Below are 12,187 nucleotides of genomic sequence, written 5' to 3' on the forward strand. Positions count from 1 at the left end.
CCGGCGCCTGCGCCGGGCCTGCAAGGGGATAACAATATGAACAAATGGAATCTGGTGGTGCTGGGTCTGACATTGCTGCTGAGCGCCTGCGGTTTCCAGCTGCGCGGCACCGGTGATGTGGAGTTCGGTCTCAAGGAAATCGATCTGCAGGCCCGCAACAGCTATGGCGAGACGGTCCAGCAGCTCGAAGCGCTGCTCGAAAGCAACGACGTGCGGGTTTACCCGGGGGCCAAGTACAGCCTCAACCTGGCCCGCGAGCAGACCCGCCAGCGCACCGCCAGCTACACCAGCTCGGCACGCAGCGCCGAGTACGAGCTGACCAGCACGCTCGATTATGAATTCCGTGGCCCGCGGAACCTGCTGTTGCTCGAAGACAGCATCGAGGTGCAGAAGGTCTACGTGCACGACAGCAACAACCTGATCGGCTCGTCCCAGGAAGGCGACCAGTTGCGCCAGGAAATGCGTCGCGAGCTGCTTCAGCAGCTCGTTCTGCGCATCCAACGCGTCACCCCGGCACAGCTCGACCGCCTGCAGCAGGAGGCCGAAGCCAAGGCCCGTGCCGAAGCGGAGGCCGTCGAAGCCGCCCGCCGCGCCCAGGATGCGCAACCGCAGCAGTCGCCCATCCAGCTACCCGTCCGCTGAGTCTGCACGGGGGCCTCGCGCCCCCGTCTCCGCACCCATGAAGCTCTCTCCCGCTCAACTCGGCAAGCACCTGCAAGGCACCCTTGCGCCCATCTACGTGGTCTGCGGTGACGAGCATCTGTTGTGTCAGGAAGCCTGCGATGCGATTCGCGCGGCAACCCGCGCGCAGGGTTTCGGTGAGCGTCAGGTCTTCCACGTCGAGACCGGCTTCGCCTGGGGCCAGCTCATCGAGGCCGGCGCCAGCCTGTCGCTGTTCGCGGAGAAACGTCTGATCGAACTGCGCATTCCCAATGGCAAGCCGGGGGACAAGGGCGCCGCGGCGCTGCTGGACTACCTGGCGCGCCCGGCCGAAGACACGGTGCTGTTGATCAGCCTGCCCAAGCTTGATGGCAGCACGCAGAAGACAAAGTGGGCCAAGGCGCTGATCGACGGCAAGGACGTGCAGTTTCTGCAGATCTGGCCGGTAGACGCCGCGCAACTACCGCAATGGATCCGCCAGCGGCTGGCCCAGGCCGGTCTGTCCGCCGATCAGGAAGCCGTCGAGCTGATCGCGGCACGTGTCGAGGGTAATCTGCTCGCCGCCGCGCAGGAGATCGAAAAGCTGAAACTGCTGGCCGACGCCGGCCAGATCGGTGCTGACACTGTGCAAGCCGCCGTCGCCGACAGCGCCCGCTACGACGTCTTTGGCCTCATCGACGCGGCGCTCCAGGGGCAGGCCGCTCATGCGCTGCACATGCTCGAGGGCTTGCGCGGCGAGGGCGTGGAGGCACCAGTGATCCTCTGGGCATTGGCGCGCGAGCTGCGCCTGTTGGCCAACATCTCCCAGCAGTATGGTCAGGGCGTTCCGCTCGATCGCGCCTTCAGCCAGGCTCGCCCACCAGTCTGGGACAAACGACGCCCGTTGGTCTCCAAGGCACTGCAACGGCACGACGCCGCAGGCTGGAGCCGCTTGCTGATGGCTGCACAGCGCATAGACGAGCAGATCAAGGGCCAGGCCGAAGGCGACCCCTGGATCGGGCTGGCCAATATCTGCCTGCAGCTGAGCGGCCGCCGGCTGGGCGCGGGCTGACATCGCCGCCTGCTGGACATTTTTTGTACAAGCCCTATGATGCCCCTGTCCGATACCGGGCTACTCAGGGATACGTCATGAGCACACGCAAGAAAAGAACGAACAAGGCCAAACGCCTGGTCGCGCAGCCGCTGTTCCGCCAGCGCCAGGAAACGCCAAAGAAAGGCAAAGGCAGCTACCGCCGCGAAGCCTCCCAGTCCACCAACTGGGAGGCTTCGGTCCTTCTGGCGGCCTGAAAACCCAACACCCCGAAAGCGTGATAATGTCTGCGGCCGACGACACCTTTCGAGAGTGGTGCATGTTTTACACCTTCGTTCCCGTTCTGCTGCTGCGAACGCTGGTCGCCGCCTCGGCGACGAGCCTGGTGGTCGCCTGTGCCGCCGAACCCCTTGCGCAGTCCTCCCTTGTCAGCAACGCACCCGCGCCCTCTGTTCAGAGTAGCGACAAGCCCGTCGTCGACGCGCCAGCAGAAGCCAATCATCTCAGCTTCAGCCAGTGGCGCGAGCAATTCCGTGCCGAAACCCTGGAAGCGGGCATCTCCGCCACGACCTTCGACCGCGCCTTCGCCGGCGTGCAGCCCGATCCTGCAGTGATCGAAGCCGATCGCAGCCAGCCGGAGTTCACGCGCCCCGTCTGGCAATATCTGGAAAGCGCGATTTCACCCCAGCGGGTCCGCAGCGGACAGCGCCTGCTGAACCAGCACGCCGCGACCCTGGAGCACATCGAAGCCCGCTACGGCGTCGATCGCGAGACCCTGGTCGCCGTCTGGGGCCTTGAGAGCAGTTTCGGCCAGATCATGGGCGACAAGTCGGTGATCCGCTCGCTGGCCACCCTCGCCCATGAAGGGCGCCGCCCGGCCTTTGCCAAGAGCCAGCTGATCGCAGCGTTGGAAATCCTCCAGCACGGCGACGTGTCACCGCAGCAGATGCGCGGCTCCTGGGCCGGCGCCATGGGCCAGACACAGTTCATCCCGACCACCTACAACACCCATGCGGTGGACTTCGACGGTGACGGCAAGCGCGACATCTGGAACAGCTCGGCCGATGCCCTGGCGTCCGCCGCACACTACCTGCAGGCCTCTGGCTGGAAGCAAGGTCAGCCCTGGGGCTTCGAGGTGCAACTGCCCAGCGGCTTCGACTACGCCCTGGCCGACAACGAGATCCGCAAGCCACTGGCCGAATGGCGCCGCCTCGGCCTGCGCGGCCTGCCCGGCGGACGAGACGAAGCCAATGCCAGCCTGCTGCTGCCTGCCGGCCACCGCGGCCCCGCGTTCCTGATCATGGACAACTTCCGCGCGATCCTGCGCTACAACAATTCCTCGGCCTATGCGCTGGCCATCGGTCTGCTGTCCGAGAGCTTCCAGGGCAAGGGCCAGGTTGCCGGCAGCTGGCCACGTGGTGAGCAACCGCTCAGCCGCTCGGAACGCCTGGAGCTGCAGGAGCGCCTGGTCGCCCAAGGCTTCGACCCGGGCACGCCGGACGGCATCATCGGCGCCAATACACGCAAGGCCATTCGCGGCTTCCAGCAGCAGCTGGGTTGGCCGGCCGACGGCCATCCCACTCAGGAGCTGCTCGGTCGCCTTCGCGCTCAGCCTTGAGCGCAGCCTGTGCTCCGAGCGGGGCGAAAACTCGGCAAACAAAAAAAGCCCGGCATGATGACCGGGCTTTTTCGTTATGGCAGGTTGCATCTCAGTGCTTGACCGCCACCTCGTAGAGGTAGTCTGGTAGCGGATCGATGACCACTTGCTGCCCCTGATAGTGCGCCTGGACAGCCTCGCGCGGAACGACGCCATGGGGCACACGCTGATCGCCACCCAGCCGCTGGCGCGCTCGGTAATCGATCACACAGCCATCAGCCTCGACCCAGAAGTGTGGCGACAGCACCTTACCGTCCAACTCCACCTGCCCCAACATCGCACGATATGGAATGTGCTGCTTGGCCAGACGCGTCACCACCAGACGGCTCATCGCGTCGCACTCGACCTTGGCGGCATCCAGATCATCAAGCAGGTTCTTCAACTGGGGTTCGTTCATCTGCTGTGGCCCTCGGTTGGCCTCGTGGTGTAAACCGAGCCACTATAGACCAAAGTCTAATGCGGTGAAATGCCGCAATTTTCCTGCCAACGCTTCGGCTGCAGCCTTCGCCGACTCCAGTGTGCGGGCAGAAAAAAAGCCGCGGAGGCAATCTCGATTACCTTCGCGGCTTCCTTTTCAACGGCAGAACGCCGGTACGGATCAGTCGTGCTTGGCGCCGTGGGCTTGCTGATCGGCATGGTACGAGGAACGCACCAGCGGGCCGGACGCGATGTTCTTGAAGCCCATCTTCATGCCTTCCTCGGCGAACCAGGCGAAGGTGTCGGGATGGACGAAACGCTGCACCGGCAGGTGATTGCGTGACGGCTGCAGGTACTGGCCGAGGGTCAGCATGTCGATGTCGTGCTCGCGCATACGCTGCATGACCTCGATCACCTCTTCATCGGTCTCGCCAAGCCCGAGCATCAGTCCCGACTTGGTCGGCACGCCCGGCACGCGCTGCTTGAACTTCTCCAGCAGATCCAGCGACCACTCGAAATCCGAGCCTGGGCGCGAGGACTTGTACAACCGCGGCACGGTTTCGAGATTGTGGTTGAACACATCCGGCGGCTCAGTGGCAGTGATATCCAGGGCGATTTCCATGCGCCCGCGATAATCCGGCACCAGGGTCTCCAGCTGAATGGACGGCGACAGCTTGCGGATCTCGCGCAAGCAGTCGGCAAAATGCTGGGCACCGCCGTCGCGCAGGTCGTCGCGGTCCACCGAGGTGATGACCACGTACTTCAGGCGCATGTCGGCGATGGCCTGGGCGAGGTTCTTCGGTTCGTCCGGGTCCAGCGCGTTCGGCCGGCCATGGCCGACGTCGCAAAATGGGCAGCGACGGGTGCAGATGTCGCCCATGATCATGAAGGTCGCGGTGCCGCTGGAGAAGCACTCGCCCAGGTTCGGGCAGGACGCCTCCTCACAGACGCTGTGCAGCTTGTGCTTGCGCAAGGTCTGCTTGATCTGGTCGACCTCCGGCGATACCGGGATGCGCACGCGGATCCAATCGGGCTTCTTCGGCAGTTCATCGGTGGGGATGATCTTCACCGGAATCCGCGCGACCTTTTCGGCACCGCGCAGTTTGACGCCAGCCTCTACCTTGGCCGGGCGCTTGCCTGCCGTTTCTACACTACTCATAAGCTTCGATTCCGCCCGCAAGGGTCTTCTGTTGCGCGTATCCGAGCTGCCGGACCAGATGATCACGCAGTCGATCGGCCACTTCAGAGATGTCGATCGGCCCGATCAGGTCACGCAACTGGGTCATGGGCAGCCCTGCATAACCGCAGGGGTTGATGCGCCGGAAAGGTTCGAGATCCATGTCCACGTTCAGCGCCAGGCCGTGGAAGGACCGGCCATTGCGAATGCGCAGGCCCAGAGACGCGATCTTTGCACCATCGACATAGACGCCCGGTGCATCCGCTTTGGCAGCCGCCTCGACACCATAGCCGGCGAGCAGATCGATCAGACTCTGCTCGATGCGACTGACCAGCTCCCGTACACCGATACCGAGTCTGCGTACATCCAGCAGCAGGTAGCCGACCAGCTGGCCGGGCCCGTGATAGGTCACCTGACCGCCGCGGTCCACCTGCACCACCGGAATATCGCCGGGGAACAGCAGATGTTCGGCCTTGCCGGCCTGGCCCTGGGTGAACACGGGCGGGTGCTGCAGCAGCCAGATTTCGTCGCCACTGGCGGCATCGCGCGTATTGGTGAAATGCTGCATGGCCTGCCAGGCAGCCCGATACTCGATCAGGCCGAGCTCACGCACACCCACTTCGTGGGTCATCACAGCACCATGTGGACACGACCAGTGGCCCGCAGGTCGACATGGATGGCCTGCAGCTGTTCGACGCCGGTGGCGGTGATCAGCACCTGCAGCGAAAGGAAGCGTCCGTTGCGGCTGTCACGGGTGACCACGGTGGTCTCGTCGAAGTCTGGCGCGTGGCGCTGGATGACTTCGATCACCACCTCACGGAAGCCTTCGCCCGCGTCGCCGATCACCTTGATCGGGTAGCGCTCGCAGGGAAAGTCGATCTTGGGTGCAGCGACATCTTGATTATCGGTCATGGCGTAACGGACTCGTGATCCGCACGTGCGCCGCGGCGGGATCAGCCGCGGCGCACGCGAGCGTGGTCAGTTGAACAGACTGTAGAAGAACAGGCGAATGCTATCCCAAAAACGGCGGAACAGCCCACCCTCTTCAACCGTTTCCAGCGCCACCAGGTCGGTGCTACGCACGACCTTGTCATCCAACTTGACCTCGACCTTGCCAACGACATCGCCCTGCTGGATCGGCGCGGTCAGCGTACCGTTGAAGCTCATGACGGCTTGCAGCTTCTCGACTTGGCCGCGCGGCAGCGTCATGGTCAGGTCCTGGGCCAGGCCGGCCTTTAGCTTGCTCTGCTGCCCCTTCCAGACCTGGGCTTCGGCCAGCTCGGTGCCCTTCTGGTAGAAGGTGCGGGTCTCGAAGAAGCGGAAGCCGTACGTCAGCAGTTTTTGCGTTTCCGCGGCACGCGCCTGCTCGCTGTCGGTGCCGAACACCACCGAGATCAGACGCATGTTGTCACGCACCGCAGAGGCCACCAGGCAGTAGCCAGCCTCCTCGGTATGACCGGTCTTCAGACCGTCGACAGTCTTGTCGCGCCACAGCAGCAGGTTGCGGTTGGGCTGCTTGATGTTGTTCCAGAGGAACTCCTTCTGCGCATAGATGGCGTAGTGCGCCGGATCCTCGTAGATGATCGCGCGGGCCAGCTTGGCCATGTCGTTCGCCGAGGAGTAGTGCTCCGGATCCGGTAGACCGGTGGCGTTCATGAAATGACTATTGGTCATGCCCAGGCGCTGAGCCGTCGCGTTCATCAGGTCAGCGAAAGCCTCTTCGCTACCGGCGATATGCTCGGCCATTGCCACGCTGGCATCGTTGCCAGACTGAATGATGATGCCGTGCAACAGATCATCCACCGAAACCTGGGTATTGACCTGGATGAACATCCGGGAGCCACCGGTACGCCAGGCCTTCTCGCTGACAGTGACCATGTCGCTATCGCTGATCTGGCCCTTCTGTATTTCCAGGGTGGCGATGTAGGCGGTCATCAGCTTGGTCAGGCTGGCGGGAGGCAGGCGCTCGTCACCGTTGTGCTCGACCAGCACCTCACCACTGGCCGCATCCATCAGCATGTAGGACTTGGCCGCCAGCTGTGGCGGCGACGGCAGGATCTGCGCCGCCCAGACGGTCGGAGCGACCGCCAGCATAATCAGGACTAGGGAGCGTTGCACGAGGCTGGTGATGTTCATCCGAATCTCAAGTTAGTCAGGTAAAACAAGGCAAGAATTGCAAAAGGCTCAGTCGACCGCGACGCGGCGCGGCTGTCCGAGATTGGCCAGGCGTACGCTCTGCTCGAGCTGCAAGGCCTCATCCGGCGTGTCGATGGGTCCCAGCCGCACCCGGTGCAGGGTCTGCTGGTTGTGTACCACCGAGCTGATGAACACCGGTGCAGACACCACGCCGCTCAGCTTGTCCTTGAGCAGCTGCGCCGCATCCGGATTGGCGAAGGCGCCAACCTGGAGAAACAGGCCAGAGGCTGCGGGCGAAGCGTTTTTTTTTGCTTCGATTTCCAGCGGCACCGTCGCCGCGGCGTGCTGCTGCGGCGGCGGGGTGTACTGCTCGATCGGTTGCGCCATGTTGCTGGCCGGCTTGGCCGCGGCAACCTGCGGCTGCGCCATCATGCTGGGCACCGGTCGGCCCTGCTCGGCCCACCACTGTTGCGGATCGATCCCCTCGACCTTGACCTTGGCGGTGCCACGTTCGGCGTAGCCGAGCTTTTTTGCAGCGGCAAACGACAGGTCGATGATTCTGTCCGAGTAGAACGGCCCCCGGTCGTTGACGCGCAGCGTCACGGTGCGTCCGTTTTCCAGGTTGGTGACCTTTACATAGGTCGGCAATGGCAGTGTCTTGTGCGCTGCGCTCATGCCGTACAGGTCATACTTCTCGCCATTGGCGGTGGGCTGCCCGTGAAACTTGGTGCCGTACCAGGACGCCGTCCCGGTCGCCGAATAACGGCGTCCGTCGCTGATGGGGAAATAGGTCTTGCCGAGCACCGTATACGGGTTGGCCTTGTATGGCCCGTAATGCGGCATCGGCACCGCGTCCGGAATCTGCGAGACGTCCACGTCCCACCAGGGCGCGCCATCCTTGTGCGGACGAGCGTAATCACCTGGACCGCTGATGCCGCTGCCCTTGCTCGGCGTAGTGCTCGGTGCAGGAGTCGACGAGCAGCTCGCCAGCAGTGCTGCCGTCATGCTCAGGGCAAACACTCTTGTCCAGAGAAGGCTCATTGATCGCCTCGCGCTTCAGCCAGCTGCTGGGACAGCTGATGCACGGCCATGGCGTACATCACGCTGCGGTTATAGCGGGTGATCACGTAGAAATTCGGCAGGCCCAGCCAGTATTCATCGCCATCGGCACCTTCCAGACGGAACGCCGTGACGGCGGTCTCGTTGGCCACAGATTTGTCGAACTGCCAACCCAGGACGCGTATCTCGCCGGCGTTCTTCTGCGACTCGAGGCCGACGGTCAGGCCTTCCTCGACACGCTCGCCGGAAACCTTGGCCCGCGCCACCACCGGTTCGCCGGCAGCCCAGCCATGCTGTTTGAAGTAGCTGGCGGCACTGCCGATGGCGTCGGTGGGGTTGTTCCAGATGTCGATATGGCCGTCACTGTCGAAGTCCACCGCGTAGGCGCGGAAGCTGCTCGGCATGAACTGCGGCAGGCCCATGGCTCCGGCGTAAGATCCCTTGAGCGTCAGCGGGTCGACCTGCTCCTCGCGGGTCAGTAGCAGAAACTCCTTGAGCTGCTGGCGGAAGAAAGGCTGCCGCGGCGGATAGTCGAAGCCCAGCGTCGACAGTGCATCGATCACGCGATGGCTGCCGGTGTTGCGCCCGTAGAAGGTTTCCACGCCGATGATCGCGACGATGATCTCGGCCGGCACGCCGTACTCGGCTTCGGCACGGGCCAGCGCCACCTCGTTCTCGCGCCAGAAGTCGACGCCCTGGGCGACACGCGAGTCGGTGAGGAAGATCGGCCGGTATTCCTTCCACGGCTTGACTCGTTCGGCTGGCCGCGAAATCGCATCGAGAATGGCCTGCTTACGTTCGGCCTTTGCGAACAGCTCGTGCAGCTGCTCGCTGGCGAATCCGTAGTCACGCGTCATTTCAGCGACAAACTCGTCCACGTTGGGACCGACGTAGTCAGCGGCCTGTAGCGGCAGGCTTCCCAGCACGGCACCAGCCAAGCCCACGCTCCCCAGCATTCGCACCACCCAACCACGCCGTAATGAAGTCAACAAATTCACTCTCGTCAAACCTGTGCGATCCACTTGCGATGGGTGTGGATCGACATCAAAACCCCGAACCCTGACAGCAGGGTCACCAATGAAGTTCCACCGTAACTGATGAAAGGCAACGGCACCCCCACCACGGGCAACAGCCCACTGACCATACCGATATTGACGAAAACGTAAACGAAGAATGTCATCGTCAAGGCGCCAGCCAGCAGTTTTCCGAACAATGTTTGCGCCTGCACCGTGATCACCAGCCCACGCGTGATCAATAGCAGATAGACCAGCAGGAGCAAGCAGACACCGACCAGGCCGAACTCTTCGGCAAGCACGGCGATGATAAAGTCAGTGTGGCTTTCCGGCAAAAAATCCAGGTGCGACTGCGTCCCGGCCAGCCAGCCCTTGCCGAACACTCCGCCCGAGCCAATCGCGGCCTTCGACTGGATGATGTTCCACCCCGTGCCCAGCGGATCGCTTTCCGGATCGAGAAAGGTCAGTACGCGCTGCTTCTGGTAGTTGTGCAGGACGAAGTACCACATCGCCACGGCGATGGGCACGACCGCCGCTACCGCCCCGATGATCCAGCGCCAGCGCAGACCGGCGATGAACAGCACGAACGCGCCGGACGCCAGAATCAGTAGCGAGGTGCCCAAGTCAGGCTGCTTGAGGATCAGCACGAACGGCACGAAGATCAGCGACAGGCTGATCGCCGTATGCTTGAGACTTGGCGGCAGGCTGCGGGTCGAAAGGTACCAGGCGATCGTCATCGGCATGATGATCTTCATGAACTCCGACGGCTGGAAGCGAATCACGCCGGGAATGTTGATCCAGCGCGTCGCGCCCATCGCCGTGTGCCCGACCACCTCGACCGCGACCAGCAGCGCCACCACGCCCAGATAGCCCAGCGGTACCCAGCGCGCCATGAAACGCGGCTCGAACTGTGCAATCACCAGCATGGCACCGAGGCCGAGACCGAAAGACGTCGCCTGCTTGATCACCAGATCCCAGTTCTTGCCACTGGCCGAATAAAGGATGAACAGGCTACCGGCGGCCAGTACCAAGAGCAGCACCAGCAGCAGCCCGTCGATGTGCAGGCGCTGCAGCAGGCTGGCGCGGCGGCGCAACACATCGTCGCGGGACAGGGTGCGATCGAAATTGCCGCTCATGGCTTCTTCCCTTCGGCAGTCAGCGGCGGTGCGAACTCGGGCTTGAGCTTGCCCTCTTCGTCGAGCAACCAGGCATCCATGACCTGCTTGGCAACGGGCGCGGCAACACCGGAACCGGACTCTCCATTTTCCACCATCACCGCCACGGCAATCTGCGGGTCGTGCACCGGCGCGAACGCGACGAACAGCGCGTGGTCGCGATGGCGCTCGGCCAGTTTGGCGCTGTCGTACTTCTCGCCCTGGCGAATCGCCACGACCTGGGCGGTGCCGCTCTTGCCAGCGATGCGATAGACCGAATCGTCACCGACCTTGCGCGCCGTACCGCGCGCGCCATGCAGCACCTGCTCCATGCCATGGGTCGCATAATCCCAGAAGCGCGGATCGCGCAACTGAATGTCCGGAATCGGTTCCGGATCCACCGGCGCCTTGCCACCGATGCTGCGCGCCAAATGCGGACGAATCCATTTACCGCGCGTGGCCACCAGCGCCGTGGCCTGGGCCAGCTGCAGTGGCGTGGCCTGCATGTAGCCCTGACCAATGCCGAGAATGACCGTCTCGCCGGGATACCAGGGCTGCCGGTAGCGCGCCCGCTTCCAGTCGCGCGATGGCATCAGGCCTGCGGTCTCTTCGTACATGTCCAGCGATACCCGCTGACCCAGGCCGAATCGAGTCATGTAATCGTGCATGCGGTCGACGCCCAGCTTGTGCGCCATGTCGTAGAAGTAGGTGTCATTGGAACGGGCAATGGCCAGATCGAGATCGACCCAGCCGTCGCCACTGCGATTCCAGTTGCGGTACTTGTGCTTGACGTTGGGCAGCTGGAAGAATCCCGGATCGAACACCCTGCTGGACGGCGTGATCACCCCGGCATCGAGCCCGGCGACCGCCATCATCGGCTTGATCGTCGAGCCCGGCGGGTACAGGCCGCGCAGCACGCGGTTGTACAGTGGCCGGTCGATCGAGTCGCGCAGCTCGCCGTAGTCCTTGAAGCTGATTCCCGTGACGAACAGGTTAGGATCGAAGCTCGGCTGGCTGACCATGGCGACCACCTCGCCGGTGTCCGGCAGCAGCGCGACGATGGCGCCACGGCGCCCGCCCAGGGCCGCCTCGGCCGCTTCCTGCAGATCCAGGTCGAGCGACAGGGTGATGTCCTTGCCCGGGATCGGATCGGTTCGCTTGAGCACGCGCAGAACCCGCCCACGAGCGTTGGTCTCAACCTCCTCGTAACCGACCTGGCCGTGCAGCTCGTCCTCGTAGAACTTCTCGATTCCGGTCTTGCCGACGTGGTGCGTACCGCTGTAGTTGACCGGATCGAGCTGCTTGAGCTCCTGTTCATTGATCCGCCCGACGTAGCCGACCGAATGCGCGAAATGCGGCCCTTGCGGGTAATGACGCACCAGCTGCGCCGCGACCTCGACGCCGGGTAGACGGAACTGGTTCACCGCGATACGGGCGATCTGTTCCTCGGACAGTTCGTACATGATCGGCACCGGCTCGAACGGCCGCCGACCCTGCAGCACGCGCTTCTCGAACAATCCGCGCTCTTCCTCGCCCAGTTCGAGAATCTCCACCACCGAGTCGAGCACGACCCGCCAGTCGCCGGCACGTTCGCGGGTCACGGTCAGGCTGAAACTCGGCCGGTTGTCGGCAATGACCCGCCCCTGGCGATCGAAGATCAGCCCGCGGTTGGGCGGGATCGGCTGAACGTGGACGCGGTTGTTCTCCGACAGCGTCGAGTGATGCTCGAACTGCACCACCTGCAGGTAGTACATGCGCGCCACCAGCACGCCGATCAGCAGCAGCACGACGGCAAGCCCCACGATCACGCGTCGGCGTACCAGCACGGCGTCCTTTTCGTGATCCTTGAGCTGAATCGGTTGCGGCATGTCGGAAGTGTTCGCG

General features: G+C 63.5%; 13 protein-coding genes. 4 read left to right on the plus strand and 9 right to left on the minus strand.

Features of this window, described 5'->3' with window-relative positions; all coding sequences use genetic code 11:
- The first annotated feature begins 36 nt into the window (after positions 1–36).
- From HZR81_RS01330 to HZR81_RS01345, 4 genes are all read left to right on the plus strand, one after another.
- Positions 37–642, plus strand: a complete 606-nt coding sequence (locus HZR81_RS01330) for an LPS-assembly lipoprotein LptE (RefSeq protein ID WP_500127111.1) — start codon at positions 37–39, stop codon at positions 640–642.
- 37 nt (positions 643–679) lie between these two features.
- Positions 680–1,711: a DNA polymerase III subunit delta gene (gene holA, locus HZR81_RS01335; RefSeq protein WP_500127112.1), complete on the plus strand. Its 1,032-nt coding sequence runs from the start codon at positions 680–682 to the stop codon at positions 1,709–1,711.
- Between the two features lie 77 nt (positions 1,712–1,788).
- On the plus strand, positions 1,789–1,947 hold the full coding sequence (arfA, locus tag HZR81_RS01340; RefSeq protein WP_102838758.1) for an alternative ribosome rescue factor ArfA: 159 nt from the start codon (positions 1,789–1,791) through the stop codon (positions 1,945–1,947).
- 62 nt (positions 1,948–2,009) lie between these two features.
- Positions 2,010–3,308: a lytic murein transglycosylase gene (locus HZR81_RS01345; RefSeq protein ID WP_500127113.1), complete on the plus strand. Its 1,299-nt coding sequence runs from the start codon at positions 2,010–2,012 to the stop codon at positions 3,306–3,308.
- A gap of 91 nt (positions 3,309–3,399) precedes the next feature.
- On the opposite strand, the gene HZR81_RS01350 is transcribed toward HZR81_RS01345, so the two are convergent.
- The 9 genes from HZR81_RS01350 to mrdA all read right to left on the minus strand — a co-directional run bounded on the left by HZR81_RS01350 (position 3,400) and on the right by mrdA (position 12,171).
- The gene (locus tag HZR81_RS01350; protein WP_063540855.1) at positions 3,400–3,744 is read right to left on the minus strand and encodes a hypothetical protein; all 345 of its coding nucleotides are present in this window, start codon (positions 3,742–3,744) and stop codon (positions 3,400–3,402) included.
- Between the two features lie 201 nt (positions 3,745–3,945).
- A complete protein-coding gene (gene lipA, locus HZR81_RS01355; RefSeq protein WP_110775742.1) occupies positions 3,946–4,923 on the minus strand; it encodes a lipoyl synthase in 978 nt (325 codons plus the stop codon).
- Positions 4,916–5,572, minus strand: coding sequence for a lipoyl(octanoyl) transferase LipB (gene lipB / locus HZR81_RS01360; protein ID WP_063540853.1), 657 nt, complete (start codon positions 5,570–5,572; stop codon positions 4,916–4,918). The genes lipA and lipB overlap by 8 nt, the downstream gene beginning before the upstream one ends.
- Positions 5,572–5,853 (minus strand): DUF493 domain-containing protein, encoded by a 282-nt coding sequence (locus tag HZR81_RS01365; protein WP_041015896.1) that lies wholly within the window; start codon positions 5,851–5,853, stop codon positions 5,572–5,574. The genes lipB and HZR81_RS01365 overlap by 1 nt, the downstream gene beginning before the upstream one ends.
- Before the next feature lie 66 nt (positions 5,854–5,919).
- Positions 5,920–7,077: a D-alanyl-D-alanine carboxypeptidase family protein gene (locus HZR81_RS01370; protein WP_500127114.1), complete on the minus strand. Its 1,158-nt coding sequence runs from the start codon at positions 7,075–7,077 to the stop codon at positions 5,920–5,922.
- Between the two features lie 48 nt (positions 7,078–7,125).
- Entirely contained in the window at positions 7,126–8,118 is a 993-nt protein-coding gene (locus HZR81_RS01375; protein WP_102838763.1) for a septal ring lytic transglycosylase RlpA family protein, read from the minus strand.
- A complete protein-coding gene (gene mltB, locus HZR81_RS01380) occupies positions 8,115–9,092 on the minus strand; it encodes a lytic murein transglycosylase B (protein ID WP_500127115.1) in 978 nt (325 codons plus the stop codon). The genes HZR81_RS01375 and mltB overlap by 4 nt, the downstream gene beginning before the upstream one ends.
- Before the next feature lie 47 nt (positions 9,093–9,139).
- A complete protein-coding gene (gene rodA, locus HZR81_RS01385; protein WP_174214583.1) occupies positions 9,140–10,243 on the minus strand; it encodes a rod shape-determining protein RodA in 1,104 nt (367 codons plus the stop codon).
- A 38-nt stretch (positions 10,244–10,281) separates the two neighbouring features.
- Positions 10,282–12,171 (minus strand): penicillin-binding protein 2, encoded by a 1,890-nt coding sequence (gene mrdA / locus HZR81_RS01390; RefSeq protein WP_500127116.1) that lies wholly within the window; start codon positions 12,169–12,171, stop codon positions 10,282–10,284.
- Between the last annotated feature and the right edge of the window lie 16 nt (positions 12,172–12,187).

Source organism: Pseudomonas sp. LM13 (assembly GCF_041381355.1).
GTDB classification, from domain to species: domain Bacteria; phylum Pseudomonadota; class Gammaproteobacteria; order Pseudomonadales; family Pseudomonadaceae; genus Stutzerimonas; species Stutzerimonas frequens.